The organism is Hylemonella sp. W303a (assembly GCF_046452315.1).
GTDB lineage: Bacteria > Pseudomonadota > Gammaproteobacteria > Burkholderiales > Burkholderiaceae_C > Hylemonella.
Window position 1 is genome coordinate 650367 of record NZ_JBKFDG010000001.1, and the last position, 19440, is coordinate 669806.

Sequence of the window (19440 nt, forward strand, 5' to 3'; positions counted from 1 at the left end):
GCCTTGGCGACTGAATGAACGTTCATTCTATTTATTTTGGAATTCACACTGTTTTAGTGGGGTATTTGTTCGGGGGTGATGGCAGAGGTTCCCCAGAGCGGCGCGCCGCTCTGGACTCCTTGGACGGGAAGGGCGCCGCATGCCCCGGCACCCGCCCTCCTGATTGGCGTATGGCCGGACCACCTTGGCGTTCTTGCCGGTGTGCCTGGGTCAGGAAGCGGCCTGTACGATTGCGGGCCACGCCCAGTCCCATCGGACGAAGCTGACGTCTCACACCCATGCCCATGAAACGCCCCACTGCCTTGCGCGCCCACCAATTTGCCGGCCTCGCGCCCGGCCCCCGGCTGATCGTGCTCGGGGCCGTGCACGGCAACGAAACCTGCGGCACCCAGGCCATCCTGCGCGTGCTGGATGAACTCGCGCAGGGCGCCTGGTCCGTCGAGCGCGGCACGCTGACCCTGGTGCCGGTCACCAATCCCCTGGCCTATCAGCTCGGACAACGGCAAGGCGACCGCAACCTCAATCGCAATCTGGGCGTGACGCCCAATCCCGTGGACTTCGAGGACCGCGTGGCCAATGTGCTGTGCCCTTGGCTGCAGGCCCATGACGTCCTGCTCGACCTGCATTCCTTCCATACCCCGGGGCAGCCTTTTGTGATGATCGGGCCGGAAGACAACACCGGCCCCCTGGAGCCCTTCGCCCATGCGCGCGAAGAACTTCAACTGGTGCGGCACCTGGGGCCGACCCGGGTCGTCGAGGGCTGGATGGAGACCTACGCCCGTGGCGTGGAGCGCCGTCGTGCCGCGGGCCGAGGCGGCGCCCAGGGCCTGCTGGACGCGCGTTACGGCGTGGGCACCTCGGAATACATGCGCACGCAAGGCGGCTACGGCGTCACCCTGGAGTGCGGACAGCACGAAGACCCGCAGGCGCCCGAAGTCGCTTACCAGGCGATCCGGCAGACCGTGGCCCTGTTGGGGCTGGCCTCTCTGCCCCTGGCGCCCCCGAACGAGCGCTTCGAAGTGCTGCACCTGGTGGATGTGATTGACCGTGACAGCCAGGCCGACCAACTGGCCCGACCCTGGGCCAGCTTCGACCCGGTGGGCGCGGGCGAGGTGATCGGCCTGCGTGCCGATGGCTCGGCGGTGCGCGCGCCCACAGATGGTTTTGTCGTCTTCCCCAACCCCGCAGCGCTGGTCGGCAACGAATGGTTCTATTTCGCTGAGCGCAGCCCGCGCAAACTGTGAAGGGGGCAAGGCGTGGCAAAAACGCGCCCACCCCTTGATAGGATGCCCGCCATCGGCCACAGCCATCCTTCACACACAGCGGGCACCTCAGATGTCAACCTTGGCGCATTCTTTCACGACACCCCTGGAGCTGTACCGCGCCATCGCGCGCCTCTGGTCTGCGGACACATCAAGCCCGACCGGTGCATGGTCACCCGCCAATCCGGCGCAGAACCATTGCAGCATCACAGCGCTCATCGTTCAGGATTGTTTTGGCGGCGACCTACTCAGCACCAAGACTGCGGGCGGCACGCACTTCTACAACGTGATCCACGGCGTGAAGTGGGACCTGACCGCCAGCCAATTCGCCGAGCCCATACCGTACGACGACACACCCTCGACGCGAGCGGCGGCACTTGCGGACACGTCCGCGGAAAAGTACAGGCTGCTCAAAGAGCGACTGGCCGCTGCGGGCTTGCGTTGATTTGGGTTTGCAAGGTTCGAAGGGGATGTTGTTCGGCTGTTGTTGGCCAGGAGCAGACGCCCGAGCGATTCCCCGACAGCGGACATTGATCTCCCATTCTTTGGGGTAGGCGAACTAGGTCGAACCGACTAGACTTCCTACCAAAGTAACTTTATTCGTTAGACCTCACGTATGGTAAGACCACCGACAGTCTCCAAGAGCGCGGTCGAGGCAACAGTCAACAGCTTTCGAACAGATCTTGAGCGCGCTGGGGACCTATACAAGAAGCTGGTGATTCATGGCTACACCGCTGTTGGGAATCATCAAGTCGAAAAGCTAGTGGTACCAGATTCCAGGGATGTTGCCCAGTTCATCTTCTTCGAGGTGGCAGCTCAGTTTGAAGATTTTGCGAAGACGATGTTCCAAATGGAAGTTCGCTCGAAGCTCCGCGTAACCGCGAAAAGAAGCTGTTTTGTGATGGGCGATCTGGATGGCGGATTGAACAACAAGCTTGGCTGGGGAAGCCCAAAGTTGCTGAGGGAGCGTGGAAGTAATCTCTTCGGTCCAGATTCCTTTTTTGGAGATCTGATGCATGAGGTTGGCGAGCCCACGTACAAGGCATTAATGTCAGCGCACACCGTTCGGAACCGTATTGCTCATTCCGGTGGAACTGCGCAAGAGCGCTTCGTGAAGCTCCTCGAATCTGATGGCATTGCTTCAGCGGAACGTCAAGGCTTAAGTGTGGGGCGCTATCTGCGCGAGTACCCAACAGGCTCAACCGTGAACGATAGGCACTTCAACAGATTCTTGACGGCATACGAAACATTCGCAGCAAGGGCGGAGGCCGCGCTACCGTGAGTTCGAACCCTTCCATTGGGAGGACGTACACGGGCAAGTCGGGCTAAGCCTCACATTTCAAACGTTAGACCAAATATGCCGCAATGGGATCTGAAAGCGACGCGTGATCTGCTCAAAGCGCGCTACGGTCCCGCGCAGCTTGCTTGCGTTGCTGACCCACTGCGCGCGATAACCGTTCGGTTCGCTCATGCTGGATATCACTTTGCCGAGGTCAGGAGGCTACTTACCGAGAACATTGACGCCAAACTACCCTCGGTCAACATATACGAACTAACTTTCCCCGGCACAAAGGGATGGTCAGACCTTCAGGAGGGGCTGGTGAAGGTTGAGGCGCACATGATCGCGTGCGCGCAGGCAATTCATTCAGTGCCAGATGCTCTTGCTCACGTTGCCTACTTTGCAGCTGGCTTAAACATCCCGGTACATAAACTTGGGGAGCACGTCATTGGGCTGAAGAGCCTTCTTAAGTCCAGCCTGTTAGTTGGCAGAGGGTTTGCATCGGTACATGACAGCTTGGACCAGTTGCGACAAGATCCTGCATTTGCCATTCTGGATGCGCTGGTCAACTACGGGAAACATCGCGGCCTCCCGGATCCTGTGCTCGAAGTGGACCCGGAGGGCCGAGCAGAACCGTATGCGATGCACTTTGCTCCTTTTGAGTATCGCGACAGGCATCACGCCCTTACAGAAGTGGAAAAGCTTCTGTCTCCGGCGTACTCTGCTGTCAACTCGACGGTCATACGCACGGGTCAACTAATCCACGCGGCGCTGCAGTAGAAACGTCGAGTGTCCGCTCTCCACTTGCTGACGTAAGGCCGCAATGGTTCGAAAGCCACTAACCAAACCGAGCCGCTTCAGATAAAACATGGAAACCGCTGCACGTCACCTCGTCTTCCACGGCGCAATCGTGTTGTTATTCGGTCTTCTGATGGGCGCGCCCTACGGCAAGGCGATCAATCGAAAAGCGGCCGATCACATCGTCCATGCTTGGCGAGTCGCACATGCCAGCCTCCCGGTGGGTGCGCTGGTCATGCTTGCAGTGGGGGCTCTTCTTTCATCCACACCCGCCTCGGTCACCATCAAGTGGTTGATTGCAGTGTCGCTGATCGTCTCTTCATACGCGTTCTGCGTGTCCCTGCCGTTGGCGGCCATCACCGGCCATAGAGGACTTTCGTCAGGAGGCTCTTGGGCTGCCAAGGTCGTTTACGCCGCAAACGTGGTTGGCGCCGTCTTTTCGATCATTGGCGCTGTGGGTTTCGTCTACGCTACCTACCTCGCCTTGTGAGCGTGGCGTCCCCTTCTATTTCAAGACAGGCATGTGCAGCTTCAGTCGAACGCGACGATGGGAGCACGCCGATGAACTGCCGATCCTGCTGACACAGGAAAGCCTGAGTTCTGCGCAGAACATCAGGCCACCGGCAGGGCAGGCCACGCAATAACCTGACGGTCCGCGCCAACCCCCCGGTGCTACTCCTCTTAGAGACCGCTTAAGACACCTCGCCGCGCGCCGACACCTGCACCGGCTCCAGCGGTCTGAGCGGCGCCGCGTCCCAGCCGCCGCCGAGCGCGCGGATCAAGCGCACCGTGGCTTGGCGCTGGCTGGCTTCCACACGCTGGGCTTGTCGGCGGTTGATCAGTTCGTTGCGGCGCGCGTCCAGGAGTTCCAGTTGTCCGACCAAGCCACTGCGGTAGCGTGTCTCCGAGATGGTGCTGGCGCGCTGCGCGGCGCTGACGGCACGCCCCTGCGCGGCGGACTGTTCCTGCAGCAAACGCAGCGAGGACAGTTGGTCTTCCACCTCGCGCAAGGCGTTGAGCACCTGCTGGCGGTAGCTCGCCGCGGCGGCGTCCAACTGCCCCTCGGCGTTGCGCACGCCCGCCTCGCGGCGGCCCCCATCCAACAGCGGCACCGAGGCCAGGGCGCCGACGGCCCAGGCGCGGGTCGACCAGCGGAACAGATCGCCCAGGTCGGGCGAGGCGTTGCCTGCATCTGCGGTCAGAGCGATGCTGGGGAACCAGGCCGCCTTGGCCACGCCCACGCGGGCTTGCGCGGCGAGCAGAGAGGCTTGCGCGGCCGCGACGTCGGGGCGGCGCGCGAGCACCGTGGCCGGCACACCGGCGGGGATGAGGGGCAGGGCTGTGGTGCCGGTGGCGGGCGCCAGCGTGAAGCTCGACGCGGCCTCACCCACCAGCACGGCCAAGGCGTGTTCGAGTTCAGCGCGGCTGCGGCGCACCGCGTGCACCTCGGCCTCGGTGGCAGCGAGTTCGGTCTGGATGCGGATCACGTCCAGCTCGGCCACGTCACCCGCTTCGTAGCGGCGCTGGGTCAGACGCAGCGTGTCGGCGTAGGCGGCGGCCGTGTCGCGCACCAGCGCATGCTCGGTGTCGGCGGCGCGCAAGGCCAGGTAGGTCTCGGCCACCTCGGCCTGAACGAGCAACTGCGTGCTTTGCAGCAGCGCGGCGCGCGCCTGGGCGTCCAGGCCCGCAGCGTCGCGTGCCCGTGCCAGGCGGCCGAACAGGTCCACTTCGTAGGACACGTTGACATTGGCTTGCACCACCGTGGCAGGCGCGGTCGTGCCGGTCGTGTAAGTGCCCGCGCCGCGATTGGTGCCCAGGCCCGCGCCGACTTGCGGCATGCGATCGGCCTGAGCGCCTTGCACCAAGGCGCGCGCTTGGGTGAGGCGGGCCGCAGCCAGCTGGATGTCGGTGTTGCGGGTCGCCGCACTTTCGATCAATTCGTCGAGCACGGGGTCTTGGAAGGCTTTCCACCACGTGCCTCGGTCGCGCGCTTCCGCTGGTTCGGCGGTGGTCCAGTGTTCCTGGATTTCCTTGAACAGCGGTGGCGTGTCCACCGTCGCGGGCGAGGAGGGTACGTCGGTGGCGCAGCCCGCCAACAGCAGGGCCGCGGCCAGGGGCAGCAGGGAATAGTGCAGTCGTTTCATGGCAGGGTCTTTCAGCGGGGCAGGGCCACCGTGGGCAGCGTGGGTGACGGCAGTCCACCGGCGGCGAAGCCCTCGAAATGGGGTGTCTCGCCGTGCTGCTTGAGCGGGCGGTTGCCCGTCAGGCCGCGCAGCAGCACGTAGAACACGGGTGTGAGGAAGAGGCCGAAGGCGGTCACGCCGATCATCCCGGCGAAGACGGCCACGCCCATGGCCGAGCGCATCTCGGCGCCCGCGCCCGTGGCCAGCACCAGGGGCAGCACGCCCATCACGAAGGCCAGCGAGGTCATCAGGATGGGGCGCAGGCGAAGGCGGCTGGCCTCGATGGCGGCCTGGATCGGTGTGCGACCCGCGAACTCCAGCTCGCGTGCGAACTCGACGATCAGGATGGCGTTCTTCGCTGACAGCCCCACCAGCACGATCAAACCAATCTGCGTGAACACATTGTTGTCACCGCCCGAGAGCCACACGCCCGTCATGGCCGCGAGCAAGCCCATGGGCACGATCAGGATGATGGACAGGGGCAGCACCAGACTTTCGTACTGGGCGGCCAGCACCAGGAAGACCAGCAAGATCGCGAGCGGGAAGACCCACAGCGCCGAGTTGCCCGCCAGGATTTCCTGATAGGTGAGTTCGGTCCACTCGAAGCCCACGCCCTTGGGCAGCGTTTCGGCGGCGATGCGTTCAATCGCGGCGCGCGCCTGGCCCGAGGAATAGCCCGGCGCGGGGCCGCCGTTGATGTCGGCCGAGAGGTAGCCGTTGTAGCGCATGGCGCGGTCGGGGCCGAAGCTGGAGTTCACCTTCATCAGCGCCGACAGCGGCACCATCTCACCACTGCTGGAGCGCACCTTGAGCAGGCCCACGTCCTCGGCGCGCGCGCGGTAGGGCGCGTCGGCCTGGGCGCGCACGCTGTAAGTGCGGCCAAAGCGGTTGAAGTCGTTGACGTACAGGCTGCCGAGGTAGATCTGCATGGTGTCGAAGATGTCCGTCACTGGCACGCCCAACTGGCGCGCCTTGGTGCGGTCGATGTCGGCGTAGAGCTGCGGCACGTTGACCTGCCAGCTGGTAAACATGCCGGCCAGCTCGGGCGTTTGCCAAGCTTTGCCCATGAAGGCTTTCACGGCCTTGTCCATCTCGTCGTAGCCCACGCCGCCGCGGTCTTCCAGCTGCAGCTTGAAGCCACCCGTGGTGCCCAGGCCCGCGACCGGCGGGGGCGGGAACATCACGATGAAGGCGTCCTGGATCTGGCCGTAAGCCTGGTTCAGTTGGCCGGCCACCGCGCCGCCGCTCTGGTCGGCGCGCTGGCGCTCGGCGAAGGGCTTGAGCGTCGCGAACACGATGCCTGAGTTGGAGCTGTTGGTGAAGCCGTTGATCGACAGGCCGGGGAAGGCGATGGCGTCTTCCACGTTCGGGTTCTGCCGCGTGATCTCGCCCATGCGCTGGATCACGTCCTCGGTGCGGTCCAGCGTGGCGCCGTCAGGCAGCTGCGCGAAGCCGATCAGGTACTGCTTGTCTTGCGCCGGAACGAAACCGCCAGGCACCACCTTGAACAGCAGCACGGTCAGCGCCGCGAGCGCGAGGTACAGGCCCATCATCCGTCCCTTGCGCGCGATGACGCGTCCGACTCCGCCGCTGTAGGCTTCGGAGCCGCGTTGGAAGAAACGGTTGAAGGCGCCAAAGAATCGACCAAAGACGCGGTCCATGCCGCGCGTCAGCGCGTCCTTGGGCGCGTCGTGGCCCTTGAGCAGCAAGGCGGCGAGGGCGGGCGAGAGCGTGAGCGAGTTGATGGCCGAGATCACCGTCGAGATGGCGATGGTCACGGCGAACTGCTTGTAGAACTGACCCGTCAGACCGCTGATGAAGGCCAGCGGCACGAACACGGCGACCAGCACCAGGGCGATGGCGATGATGGGCCCGCTGACCTCGCGCATGGCGCGGTAGGTGGCCTCGCGCGGCGAGAGCCCGGCCTCGATGTTGCGTTCCACGTTCTCCACCACCACGATGGCGTCGTCCACCACGATGCCGATGGCCAGCACCAGCCCGAATAGTGACAGCGCGTTGATCGAGAAGCCCAGCAGGTGCAGCACGGCGAACGTGCCCACCACCGACACCGGAACGGCCAGCAGCGGAATGATGGAAGCGCGCCAGGTTTGCAGGAACAGGATCACCACCAGCACCACCAGGGCGATGGCTTCAAGCAGCGTCTGAATGACCGACTTGATGGAGGCGCGCACGAACTGCGTGGGGTCGTAGGCGATGCGGTATTCCACACCCTCGGGCATGAGCTTTTGCAGCTCGTCCATGGTCTGGCGCACGGCGGCCGAGATCTCCAGCGCGTTCGAGCCCGGCGCCTGGAAGACGCCCATGCCCACGGCGGGCTTGTTGTTGAGCAAGGAACGCAGCGAGTAGTCCGCCGCGCCCATCTCCAGGCGGGCGATGTCGCGCAGCCGGGTCACCGCGCCGTTGGCGCCGGTCTTGACGATGATGTCGCCAAACTCCTCTTCACTTTGCAGTCGGCCTTGCGCGTTGATGGACAGTTGCATGTCCACCCCGGGCAGACCGGGCGAGGCGCCGACCACGCCCGCCGCGGCCTGCACGTTCTGGCCGCGGATGGCGTTCACCACGTCGCTGGCGGACAGGCCGCGTTGCGCGACCTTCTGCGGGTCCAGCCAGACGCGCATGGAATAGTCGCCGCCGCCGAAGATCTGCACCTGGCCCACGCCTTCGATGCGCGCGAGCCGGTCCTTGACGTTGAGCACCGCGTAGTTGCGGAGGTAGTTGATGTCGTAGCGGTCATTGGGCGAGACCAGGTGCACCACCATCGTGATGTCCGGCGAGCTCTTGACCGTGGTCACGCCCAGTCGGCGCACTTCCTCGGGCAGGCGCGGCTCGGCTTGCGAGACGCGGTTTTGCACCATTTGCTGCGCTTTGTCGACGTCGGTGCCGAGCTTGAAGGTCACGGTCAGCGTCATCACGCCGTCGGTGGTGGCTTGGCTGCCCATGTAGAGCATGCCTTCCACGCCGTTGATGGATTCCTCCAGCGGCGTGGCCACGGTCTCGGCGATGACCTTGGGGTTGGCGCCCGGGTACTGCGCGCGCACCACGATGGAAGGCGGCGCGACCTCAGGGTATTCGGAGATGGGCAGGCCGCGCAAGGCGACCAGACCGGCGATCAGCATCAGCAGCGAGAGCACGCCCGCGAAGATCGGCCGATCAATGAAGAATTTCGAGAGATTCATGATGTTGGTTTCGTTCTCGCGGTTCAGGGCTGGGCCGAGGCCACGGCTTGCGTGGCGGCGTCACTGGCCTTGCCGCGTTGTGCGGCGTTCATGGGCACGTCCTGCGGTTGCACCACGTCACCGGGGCGCACGCGTTGCAGGCCGTTGACGACGATGCGTTCACCCGCGCGCAGGCCGCTGCGCACCGTGCGCAGCCCGTCGACCGGCGCGCCCAGCGTGATTTCGCGGTACTCGGTCTTGTTGCCCGCGCCCACGACCAGCACGTACTTCTTGTTTTGGTCGGTCCCGATGGCCCGTTCACTGATCAGCAGGGTGCGCGCGCTCTGCGACTGGCCCATGCGGATGCGGGCGAACTGCCCGGCCATCAGTTGGCCGTCCTTGTTGTCGAAGACGGCGCGCACGCGCACCGTGCCGCTGCGGGGGTCGACTTGGTTGTCGATGAGTTGCAGTTTGCCGGTGTAGGGCATGTCCTCCGTGTCGGACGTGCCCATTTGCACCGGGATGCGTTCCACGTTCTGGCGTGCGTTGCCGCCCGCGCCACTCAAGCCCTTGAGGGCCCTGGCGACCACCCGCTCGTCTGCGTCAAAGCTCGCGTAGATGGGGTGCACCGAGACCAGGGTCGTCAGCACGGGCGCGCCCGGACCGGCGGCGACCAGGTTGCCCACGGTCGTTTCCAGCTTGCCGATGCGTCCGGCCACGGGCGCGCGCACCTGGGTGTAGTCCAGGTTGAGCTGAGCGACTTGCAACTGTGCCTGGGCGGCCTTGAGGTTGGCTTCCGCCTCGCGCAGGGCGTTCTGGCGGTCGTCGTGCTCACGCTGGGCAATCGCCTTTTCGGCCCAGAGCAGGCGCGCGCGGGCATATTCGTTGGTGGCGAAGCTCACGCGGGCTTGGGCCGCGGCGGCTTGCGCGGCGGCGCGTGCCACCTCGGCTTCGTAGGGGGCCGGGTCGATGGAGATCAGCAAGTCGCCCTTGGCGACCAGCGCCCCTTCACGGAAATGCATGGCCTGGATCACACCCGCGACCCGAGGGCGGATGTCCACGCGGTCGATGGCTTCGATCCGGCCCGAGAACTCCTCCCAAGCAGACACATCGCTTTCCGCGACCGTGGCCACGGAGACGGGCGTGGGCGGCGGCGCGTTGTTGGCGGCGCTGGCTTGCGCGGTGCTGGGCTGGTGCAGCAAAACGAGGACGGCCACGGTGACGGCGGTCAGCGCGGCTGCGGTGGGCCACCAGAGGCGGCGTTGGGAACGCAGAGGGAAGCGGGACATGGGGTTTCCTTTGAAGAACAGCAAAAGTTGAAATGAGGAGAAGACGAAAGTGGGGAGGACGGAGAGGAGAAAGAAGAGAAAGAGGAAATGGGAAATCAAAAAGGGAAAAAAGGGCGAGCACGTCCCATCCCGGCTGTTAGCCGGGTTGAACGGATCAGGGGGAGTTAGGTCAGAACGGTGTGACCGTCAGTCCGCAGGCGGAGCTGCGGCCTGGAAGAAACTGCGCAGGTGCTCACGCGCCTGGGCCGCGCAGGGCGGCACTTCTCCGGCCAAGGGCTCGGCCAGGGAGTCGGGCCAGCCGGTCTTGGCGGGCAGCAGGATGCGGGTGACCGCAATGCCGGCTTCGTGCAGGCGGTCGGCATAAGCCAGCGCCTCGTCGCGCATGGGGTCGTCGCCGCCCGCGAGGATGAGCGTGGGCGGCAGGCCCGCGAGCCGTTGCGCGTGAGCGGGCACCGCATAGGGGTGCTCGGCGTCCATGGGGCCGCGCAGGTACTCGCGCCAGCCATCGATCCATTTGCAGCAAGTGGTTTGCCCCAGGGTTTCGCGCAGTGAGGCCGTGCCGTTGCACGGGTCCAGCATGGGCGACACGAGGATCTGACCGGCCAGCGCGGGGTGGGCGCGGTCGCGCACCATCAGCGCCACGGCGGCGGCGAGATTGCCGCCCGCTTCCTCGCCCGCGACGAACAGAGGGGCGCCGGTACCCGCCAGGCGCGCGCGCTGCTTGTGCAGCCATTCAATCGCTGTGTAGCCTGCTTCCACCGCCTCGGGGAATTTGTGCGTGGGCGCCAGCGGGTAGGCCAGTGACGCCACCACGGCGCCGGAGGCCGCCAGCAACTCGGCCATGCAGGCCCCACTGTCCAGATCGCCGGAAACAAAAGCGCCTCCGTGGAAATGCAGCACCAGTGGCTTGGCCTCGCCGCGTACCTTGTCGCCACGCACGCGCAGCTCCAGCGGCCGATCGCCGGGCAGGAACAACGTCCGCGTGGGCGTGGGCGGAAAAGGGGAGGTGGAGTTGACCATGGGCGCGACTATAGACATGCGAGTTCCGGGGATAAAGCAGGCTGCAACCAGTTGTCTGTTTCCAGTTCATGAACAATCCGGGCTGTTCAACGCACAGCCAGCACACACCCAGGTATGGACCAGATTCAATCGATACGCGTCTTTGCCCGGGTGGTGGAGGCCGGCACCTTCACCAAAGCGGCCGAATCGCTGGATCTGCCCAAGGGCACGGTGACCAAGCTGGTCCAGCAGTTGGAGGCGCGCCTGAAGGTCAAGCTGCTCAACCGCACCACGCGGCGAGTGACCGTGACGCCGGACGGCGCCGCCTATTACGAGCGCACCACCCGCGTGCTCAAGGACCTGGACGACATCGAAGCCAGCATGACCAATGCGCAGGCCAAGCCCAGCGGTCGCCTGCGCGTGGACGTGGGCACCTCGGTGGCGGGCCAGATCCTCATTCCGGCGTTGGCTGACTTCTACCGCCGTTTCCCTGACATTCAGCTCGATCTGGGCGTGACCGACCGCCCGGTGGACCTGATCACCGACAACGTGGACTGCGTGATCCGTGGCGGTGACTTGCAGGAACAATCCTTGGTCGCGCGTCGCCTGGGCAATGTGCCCCTGGTGGCCGTGGCCTCGCCCGCCTACGTCAAGGCGCGGGGCATGCCTCGGCATCCGTCCGAGCTGGAGCGTGAGCACACCACGGTGAATTTCTTTTCCGCGCGCACTGGTCGCCCTTACGCGCACGAATACACCCGCGACGGCAAGACGCTGGAAGTCACGGGGCGCTACCAACTCTCGGTGAATGAGAGCAATGCCTTGACGGCGGCGGTGCTGGCGGGCTTGGGGGTGTCCGACATCCCCACGTTCACGGCCGAGCCCTTGCTCCAGCGTGGTCAGCTGGTGCGGGTGCTGGAGGATTGGACTTGTCCCGTCATTCCGCTCTACGTGGTCTACCCGCCCAACCGCCACCTCAGCGCCAAGGTGCGGGCCTTCGTGGAATGGGCGGCGGAACTGTTCTCCCGCCACCCACAGGTGTTGACAGGCTGAGCCGGGGCTGATGCTTCGGCCTTCGTGCCGTGTTGCCGTGATGGTCATGGCGCATGGTGCATCTTTACGATCAGGACGAGCAATTACCTGTTTCTTCGGGTCTGCGTTGGACTGGCCTGGGCTTCGAGGCCTAGACGGTCCAACAGCTGTACGCCCTGCTGAGTTTGCGCTCGGAGATCTTCGTGATCGAGCGGCGCTGCACCTACCTGGACCCCGATGGCAAGCGCCTCTTGCCGCCCGCACTGGGTTACGGCCTCCAGGCATCCAGCTGGCAAGCACGGTATAGAATGAGAAATATTCTCATTCATTAACTTGACTGGCTAGCCCCCGTTTTTGCGGTTGCGGGTCAGCTTCGCGGCGTCGAATTGCCGTCTCATTGGAGATCGTAGGTGAGCAGCGTGAACATGGCGGGACCGGCCGATCCGATGGGCGACCTGTACCACGATCACCATGCCTGGCTGCGCGGCTGGCTGCGCAAGAAGTTGGGTTGCGCGCACAGCGCGGCCGACTTTGCCCACGACACGTTCTGCCGCCTGCTCGCCATGCCGACGGTGCCCGATTTGCGCGAACCGCGTGCCTTCCTGGTCACAACCGCCACCCGCCTGCTGATCGACCACGCCCGACGCGCCCGTATCGAGCGTGCTTATCTGGAAACTTGGGCGGTGCTTCAGGCGGATGCCCATGCCAGTTCGCCCGAGGAACATCAGGAAGCCATCGACACCTTGTTGGGCATCGTGGCCTTGCTCGAGGATTTGCCGGTCAAGGTCAGGCAGGCGTTTCTGTGGAGCCGTTTGGAGGAGGTGCCGCAGGCTGAGATCGCGGCGCGACTCGGTGTGTCGGTCAGCATGGTCAAGCAGTACATCGCCCGTGCCATGTTGCAGTGCTACAGCGTGGTTCACGGTCTTCCCGAGGCATGAGTCGGATCGTGTGCGAGCCCATGGCGGCTGCCGAACCCACCCGCGCCATGGTCGAACAGGCCGTGGCTTGGCACCAGCGCTTGAGTGACGCCGAGGCCGGGCTCGCCGAGCGCGAGGCCTGGAGCCGTTGGCGCGAGGCCGACCCCCGCCACGCCCTGGCCTATGACCGCATCGCGGCACTGTGGCAGCGCTTCGATCACTTGCAGTCCCCGCCCGCGCAGGCCGCCTTGGAGGCGGGACTGCGACCGAAGCCGCGCAAGAGCCGACGCAAAACGTTGGTGGCCGCGACGCTGGGTCTGTTCTTGGGCAGTGGTTGGGTCTTCATGCACCTGACGCAGGGCATGCCGTGGCCGACCCATCTGTTCGCCGATTACCGCACGGGGGTGGGAGAGCAGAGCCATGCGACCTTGGACGACGGCAGTCGTCTGGTGCTGAATTCCAGCTCCGCGGCGGATGTGGCCTATGGGCCGAAAGAGCGTCGAGTCACGCTGCGGGCGGGGGAGGTGCTGGTGGAGGTGGCTCGGGACGCGCAGCGGCCCTTCGTGGTCGTGACGCCGCAGGGCATCGCGCAAGCCCGGGGGACGCGCTATCTGGTGCGCCGTCATCCCAGAAGCACCGAGGTGACGGTGCTGGAGTCCGTCGTGCGGGTCTGCGCGGACACCCTGGATTCATGCCAGGATTTGCGGGCCGGCGAGCGCGCCCGGATTCATGCGCATCAGGTGGAGCGTCTGTCACCGGTCGAGCCATTTGCCGCCGAAGGCTGGGCGCACGGTGTCCTGGTGATCGACGACCGGCCTTTGAATGAGGTGCTGGAGGAACTGAGTCGCTACCGCGTAGGCCTTCTCCACTTCGATCCTCAGGCGTTGGCTGGCATGCGCATTTCGGGAGTGCTGCCCTTGCGCCATACGGATCAGGCACTGGAGGTGATCGCCGCGACCCAGCCGGTGCGGATACGTCGCCATGCCACCTGGTTTGTCGTGGTCGAGCCGCACTGATCAAGCGCGGCGGCGGCGTCCGAAACGCCCCAATTGAATTTTTTTTCGGGTCGGCGCTGTCCCTTGCCCTTTCCTGATCGTCATAGCCGACAGGAACGAACAACTTAGGCAAAGGGTATTTCCATGCGCAGACAATTTTTCCCGGTTCGCCAGCCGTTGATCACGGCCTTGGCCCTCGCTTTGTACGGTGCGAGCATTGGCGCCCAGGCTGCGGGCCCGGCCACGGAGTCGAGTGCGGCTGTATCGGCATATGACATCCCGGCGGGCTCCTTGACCCAGGTGCTCAACCAGTTTGCCCTCCGGGCCAGCGTGGTGCTGTCCTTTGACCCGGCGCTGACGGCAGGTCGGCAGAGCCCGGGCTTGAAGGGGCGCTATACCGTGCAGCAGGGCTTTGAGGTCTTGCTAAGGGAGACGGGACTGGAACTCCTGCTGGGGGGCAGCGGCTACACCCTCGGTCGGGTCGTGCCGACGACCGAAACGACCTTGAAAGCGATGACTGTCACCGCCAACCAGCTTGGCGAGATCACCGAAGGCAGCGGGTCCTACACTCCCGGCAGCATCGCCACCGCCACCCGATTGGTGCTGACGCCGCGCGAGACACCGCAATCCGTCAGCGTCGTCACCCGCGAGGAAATGAACGACTTCAATCTGACCTCCATCGATGCGGTGATGGCCCACACACCCGGCGTCAGCATCGTCACCATGGACAGCGAACGAACCGCCTATTACGCACGTGGATTCCCGATCAACAACTTCCAGTACGACGGCATTCCGATGACCCGGAACGCGTCCTACTCGGCTGGCAACACGCTCAGCGACATGGCCATCTACGACCGCGTCGAAGTGCTCAAGGGCGCCACCGGCCTGCTCACCGGCAGCGGCGACCCGGGCGCAACCATCAACCTGATCCGCAAGAAACCCACCAAGGACTTTCAGGGCCAGGTCTCACTGAGTGCGGGCACTTGGGATAACTATCGCGGCATGCTGGACTTGAGCAGTGCGCTCAATGCCGAAGGCAGTGTTCGTGCTCGCGTGATTGGCGCGCATCAGGACAAAAAATCGCAATTGGAAGGCTACCAGCGGACGACCGATGTGTTCTACGGAATACTGGAAGCGGATCTATCGCCATCGACACTGCTGACGCTCGGGGCTGATTATCAGGACAGCGACCCGAAGCGTTCGACCTGGGGTGGCATTCCGATCTTCGACGCCAACGGCGACTTCAACAAGATGCCGCGCTCCTTCAACAACGGCGCTGACTGGAGCAGTTGGAGGCAGTACACGCGTACTGGCTTCGTGACCTTGGAACACACCTTCGACAACGACTGGCTGGTCAAGGCCCAGTTCAACCACCAGATCAACGGCTACGACGCGCCGCTCGGCTCGGCAGGCTCCGGCAACCCCGACCCGGCGACCGGCACGGGCGTGAGCACCTGGCAAGGCAAGTACGTCGGCAAGACGGTGGCCGACGCCGTCGATCTCTACACCAGCGGCCCATTTGAACTTCTTGGCCGCAAGCACGAACTGGTGCTTGGCGCCAGCCACGCCAAGCGCGTGTGGACCAACCGGGGCTACTCGGATGCGGGCACCAGCGTCATTGACTACTACAACTGGAATGGCAATCTCCCGCAACCGGTCTGGAGCAACGCCGCCTGGAAAACCAACGACCGCGAAACCACGCGCGAAAGCGGCATCTATGCCGCCGCCCGCTTCAACCTGCGCGACGACCTGAAGCTGATCACCGGTAGCCGCGTACTCAATTACGAAAACGAGACGGTCAAGGAATCCGGCGTCGTCGCGCCTTATCTGGGCGCGGTCTACGACCTGAATAAGCTGTACTCCGTTTATGGCAGCTACACCAGCATCTACCAGCCGCAGAGTGCGCAAGACGACCAGGGCAAAACGCTCGATCCGCTCGAAGGCCTCAACTACGAAGCCGGCATCAAGGGCAGCTTCTTCGAAAGTCGTTTGAACGCGAGCGCCGCCTACTTCATCCTCAAACAGGACAACTACGCCCAGGAGACGGGCAGTCTGACGCCGAGCGGTGGTACCGCTTACGAGGCGATCAACGGTGTTCGCACCAAGGGCTTCGAGGTGGAAATGTCCGGGCAGATGACACCGCGCTGGCAGATCCATGCGGGGATCAACCACAATATTTCCCGCCAGCAGGGCAACAAGGTGGCCACGCTGAACCCGGAAAACCAGTTCACGCTGAGCAGCACCTACAAACCGCACTTCGTCCCCGGCCTGAGCATCGGTGGCGGCGCCCGCTGGCAGGACAAAACCTGGGACGATGTTGCCGATCAAAACGGAGACACCGTCAAGCACACCGTGGACGATTACTGGCTGTTCGACGCGATGTCCAGCTACCAGATCGACAAGAACCTCTCGGTCAATCTGAATGTCACCAATTTGCTCGACAAGAAGTACTACACCATCTTCAGCTCGTACAGCACCTACACCTGGGGAGAGGGTCGTAGCACCACACTGACGATGAACTACAAGTTCTGATCGGTAGCGCGTCAAAGTCGATCTTAGGATTTTCATGCCGCCTTCCCATACGCTCACGCCACGCATCGTGGTGGCGCGCATCGCTGCCGCCGTTCTGGGCGGCTACGCCTTTTGCTGGGGCTTCATCGCCCTGGGCGTGGCCGGCCTGTTCGCTCTGGGCATGCCGTTTCACGATGCCGAGCAGTTGGCCAGCATCCTGGCTTTCCTGCTCTACCTCATCCTTTTTCTGTGGGCCTTCGCCACACCCAGGTTGCTGCGGGCCTGGGTACTGCTGCTGGGGGGTGGTGGGCTGATGGCAGGGCTGGCTTCTGCGGTGCAGCAGCTGCTGATTTCCTCGACCGCATAAGTTCGGAGATACCTCGTGTTCCAGAATTTCCGACAGGCCATGACTTGGCTGCACACCTGGCTTGGCCTCGTCCTGGGCTTTGTGCTCATGGTGGCCTTTTTCTTTGGCGCGCTCTCGGTCTTCGATCGGGAGATTGACCGTTGGGCCTTGCCCCAGACGCGCTTCGAACCCCAGCCCATGCCATCTTTCGACCGCGTGCTGCGTCCGGTGTTCGAGAGCATGCAGCCCAGCAAGGAAAGCCTGGATTTCATGCGGGACCGAGTCCACGGGACCTTGCCCGAACGTTTTGACATGGTGCGCAGCTGGGGGGCCTACACGACCCACCGTGACCCGGTGTTGTCGGTCTTCTCCAGTTATGAAGTACCCAATGCCAAGGACCCGGACGAGGCCGTCTGGGGAAACCGCACCATTGATCCGCGCAGCGGCGTCGCCTTGTCCGACGACCGGCTCAAGGTCGGCAGCGAGTTCTTCTATCCGCTGCATTACAGCCTGCACTTGCACTGGATGAACTTGGGCTACTGGATCGTGGGGCTGGCCGCCTTGGTGATGCTGGTCGCGTTGGTGAGCGGGGTGGTGATGCATCGCAAGATTTTTCGCGAGTTCTTCACTTTTCGGCCCAAGAAAAGTACCCAGCGCAGCGCGCTGGACTTGCACAACCTCAGCGGCGTGGTGGGACTACCCTTCCATTTCTTCTTTGCCTTCACGGGCCTGGTGATCTTTGCCAGCATCTATTTCCCCGTCACGCACACGCAGTTGCACGAGTTGCATGAACTGCATGAGAAACTGGAAGGGGATGCAACCGGGCTGCCCCATGACCGGGCCGGTGTCGCGGCGCCCATGGCTTCGGTGGATGCCATGGTGGTCGAAGCCCAGCGCCGTTGGGCCAAACGGGGCATGGCGGGGGAGGTGGGTTTCCTCAACATCCTGCATGTGGGCGATGCTAACGGCTATGTCAGCATCTACCGTGCCGGCACCGATCGCATCGCGCTCACCGGCGAGGGCATCCATTTCAAGGCGTCAACCGGAGAGGTGTTGCATGAGGAGCCACCACGCACCGCTGTCAGCAACCTCAATGAATTCCTGACGGGCCTGCATCTGCAGCATTTCCGCCATTGGCTGCTGCGCTGGTTGTATGTGTTGGGCGGACTGCTGGGCTGCGTGTGCATCGCCACGGGTTTTCTCTTCTTCGTGGAGAAGCGCAAGAAACAGCACGCCAAGCAGGGGTCGCAGGGCGCGCGCGTGGTGGATGCACTGGCCATCACCACGGTCACCGGCATGGTCATCGCCGCTCTGGGCATCTTGATCGCCAACCGCCTGTTGCCACAGACCTTGCCCACGGGCTGGCCTGGCCGGGGTGACCTGGAGGAATATTGCTTCTGGGGCACCTGGGTGCTTGCGATGGCGCATGCATTTTTCCGCACCGGCCCTGTGGCGGAAGGACGCATGGCACCGGCCTGGCGCGAACAATGCTGGGCCATCGCGGTGTTGGCCGTGGTCGCCGTGGTGCTGAACTGGATCACCACGGGTGACCATCTGCTCAAAACCCTAGCGCAGGCCTACTGGCCCGTGGCGGGTCTGGATCTGTCGCTGCTCGTGAGCGCAGGCGTGGCCGTGTGGGCCGCGCGCAAGCTCGGCCGCAAGGCGGCTGGCCAGACGACTCGCCAGACCCCCACGGTGGAGGCCGCGCATGCTTGATGCAGCTTTGCTGTTCGCCGCGCTTGTGGCCAATGGGGTTGGCCTGGCCGGGTTGGCATTGGCCATGGATGTGCACTGGGGGCAGGTGCAGGGCGAAGAAGAGCCGCTTACGCCCAAGCAGGTGCGCCGCCTGCGCATGCTTGGCGTGCTGAGCCTCATGCTGGGGTTGGGTCTGTGCCTGGTGGTGGACCATGTTTCCATGGCCGTGTTGGTGTGGGTGATGGCGCTGGCCGCTGCGGCCCTGGCCGTGACTTTCACGCTGACCTGGCGGCCGCGTTGGTTGCGTTGCTGGCCCGTGAGGTTCGTGCTTAGGCGCTGAGTTCTGGCGCAGCCTGCTGCCGCGCAAGTTGTGCGCGCCTTATGATTTGGCGCATGCAGACTTCTCTTTCTTTGGCAGTGGACTGGCGGGCCCTGGGCTTCGATGCCTTGACCGTTCACCAGCTCTATGCCTTGCTGCGTTTGCGTTCGGAGATCTTCGTGGTCGAGCAGCGCTGCGCCTACCTGGACCCCGATGGCAAGGATCTCCACCCCCAAGCCTTGCACTTGCTCGGTTACGACGGCGACACGCTGGCCGCCAGTGCGCGCATCTTGCCGCCCGGACTGGGTTACGACGGCCCGAGCATCGGGCGCGTGGTGGTCGCCGCCACCCACCGCGGCACCGGCCTGGGCCATGGGCTGATGCGTGAAGCGCTGAACCAACTCTTCCTGCGCTGGCCGGGCAGCGAAGTCCAATTGGGTGCGCAGGCCCATCTGGCCGACTTCTATGCCGCGCACGGTTTTTCCGTGGCGTCGCCGGTCTACGACGAGGACGGCATCCCCCACGTCACGATGCGCCGGCCTGCTTGAGGCTGGCGCTGACCGTAATCGGGCTGGCGCGCGCCATCGCTTCCGCTATTGGCGCGGCGAGCAACGACGGGTTCGGTCTGGTCCCGACCTTTCT

The 19440-nt window shown here is 64.2% G+C and carries 17 protein-coding genes; 13 read left to right on the top strand and 4 right to left on the bottom strand.

The window, feature by feature from the left end:
- The first annotated feature begins 278 nt into the window (after positions 1–278).
- The 5 genes from ACLBKS_RS03030 (at position 279) to ACLBKS_RS03050 (ending at position 3829) form a co-directional block, all read left to right on the top strand.
- Positions 279–1244 carry a succinylglutamate desuccinylase/aspartoacylase family protein gene (locus ACLBKS_RS03030; RefSeq protein ID WP_410191306.1) on the top strand — a complete coding sequence of 322 codons (966 nt, stop codon included), beginning with the start codon at positions 279–281 and terminating at the stop codon, positions 1242–1244.
- A gap of 91 nt (positions 1245–1335) precedes the next feature.
- Entirely contained in the window at positions 1336–1707 is a 372-nt protein-coding gene (locus ACLBKS_RS03035) for a hypothetical protein (protein WP_410191307.1), read from the top strand.
- A gap of 270 nt (positions 1708–1977) precedes the next feature.
- A complete protein-coding gene (locus ACLBKS_RS03040) occupies positions 1978–2544 on the top strand; it encodes a hypothetical protein (protein ID WP_410191308.1) in 567 nt (188 codons plus the stop codon).
- A gap of 75 nt (positions 2545–2619) precedes the next feature.
- A complete protein-coding gene (locus tag ACLBKS_RS03045; RefSeq protein ID WP_410191309.1) occupies positions 2620–3321 on the top strand; it encodes a hypothetical protein in 702 nt (233 codons plus the stop codon).
- A gap of 88 nt (positions 3322–3409) precedes the next feature.
- On the top strand, positions 3410–3829 hold the full coding sequence (locus tag ACLBKS_RS03050; protein WP_410191310.1) for a hypothetical protein: 420 nt from the start codon (positions 3410–3412) through the stop codon (positions 3827–3829).
- A 202-nt stretch (positions 3830–4031) separates the two neighbouring features.
- Here ACLBKS_RS03050 and ACLBKS_RS03055 read toward each other — a convergent pair whose 3' ends face one another.
- The 4 genes from ACLBKS_RS03055 to ACLBKS_RS03070 all read right to left on the bottom strand — a co-directional run bounded on the left by ACLBKS_RS03055 (position 4032) and on the right by ACLBKS_RS03070 (position 11025).
- A complete protein-coding gene (locus tag ACLBKS_RS03055; RefSeq protein ID WP_410191311.1) occupies positions 4032–5483 on the bottom strand; it encodes an efflux transporter outer membrane subunit in 1452 nt (483 codons plus the stop codon).
- 11 nt (positions 5484–5494) lie between these two features.
- Positions 5495–8719, bottom strand: coding sequence for an efflux RND transporter permease subunit (locus ACLBKS_RS03060; RefSeq protein WP_410191312.1), 3225 nt, complete (start codon positions 8717–8719; stop codon positions 5495–5497).
- Positions 8720–8742: 23 nt separating this feature from the next.
- Positions 8743–9987 carry an efflux RND transporter periplasmic adaptor subunit gene (locus ACLBKS_RS03065; RefSeq protein WP_410191313.1) on the bottom strand — a complete coding sequence of 415 codons (1245 nt, stop codon included), beginning with the start codon at positions 9985–9987 and terminating at the stop codon, positions 8743–8745.
- A gap of 186 nt (positions 9988–10173) precedes the next feature.
- The gene (locus ACLBKS_RS03070; protein WP_410191314.1) at positions 10174–11025 is read right to left on the bottom strand and encodes an alpha/beta hydrolase; all 852 of its coding nucleotides are present in this window, start codon (positions 11023–11025) and stop codon (positions 10174–10176) included.
- Positions 11026–11121: 96 nt separating this feature from the next.
- On the opposite strand from ACLBKS_RS03070, the gene ACLBKS_RS03075 reads away from it, so the two are divergent.
- The 8 genes from ACLBKS_RS03075 (at position 11122) to ACLBKS_RS03110 (ending at position 19346) form a co-directional block, all read left to right on the top strand.
- Positions 11122–12036, top strand: a complete 915-nt coding sequence (locus ACLBKS_RS03075; protein WP_410191315.1) for a LysR family transcriptional regulator — start codon at positions 11122–11124, stop codon at positions 12034–12036.
- Between the two features lie 389 nt (positions 12037–12425).
- Positions 12426–12953, top strand: coding sequence for a sigma-70 family RNA polymerase sigma factor (locus tag ACLBKS_RS03080; protein ID WP_410191316.1), 528 nt, complete (start codon positions 12426–12428; stop codon positions 12951–12953).
- A complete protein-coding gene (locus ACLBKS_RS03085; RefSeq protein WP_410191317.1) occupies positions 12950–13948 on the top strand; it encodes a FecR family protein in 999 nt (332 codons plus the stop codon). Before ACLBKS_RS03080 ends, ACLBKS_RS03085 begins: the two co-directional genes overlap by 4 nt.
- 123 nt (positions 13949–14071) lie before the next feature.
- Complete coding sequence (locus ACLBKS_RS03090) at positions 14072–16459, top strand: TonB-dependent siderophore receptor (RefSeq protein ID WP_410191318.1); 2388 nt, start codon at positions 14072–14074, stop codon at positions 16457–16459.
- A gap of 34 nt (positions 16460–16493) precedes the next feature.
- A complete protein-coding gene (locus ACLBKS_RS03095; RefSeq protein ID WP_410191319.1) occupies positions 16494–16805 on the top strand; it encodes an iron uptake protein in 312 nt (103 codons plus the stop codon).
- A gap of 15 nt (positions 16806–16820) precedes the next feature.
- Positions 16821–18500 carry a PepSY-associated TM helix domain-containing protein gene (locus ACLBKS_RS03100; RefSeq protein ID WP_410191320.1) on the top strand — a complete coding sequence of 560 codons (1680 nt, stop codon included), beginning with the start codon at positions 16821–16823 and terminating at the stop codon, positions 18498–18500.
- Entirely contained in the window at positions 18493–18819 is a 327-nt protein-coding gene (locus tag ACLBKS_RS03105; RefSeq protein ID WP_410191321.1) for a DUF3325 domain-containing protein, read from the top strand. Before ACLBKS_RS03100 ends, ACLBKS_RS03105 begins: the two co-directional genes overlap by 8 nt.
- A gap of 53 nt (positions 18820–18872) precedes the next feature.
- Positions 18873–19346, top strand: a complete 474-nt coding sequence (locus ACLBKS_RS03110; RefSeq protein ID WP_410191322.1) for a GNAT family N-acetyltransferase — start codon at positions 18873–18875, stop codon at positions 19344–19346.
- The last annotated feature ends 94 nt before the right edge of the window (positions 19347–19440 follow it).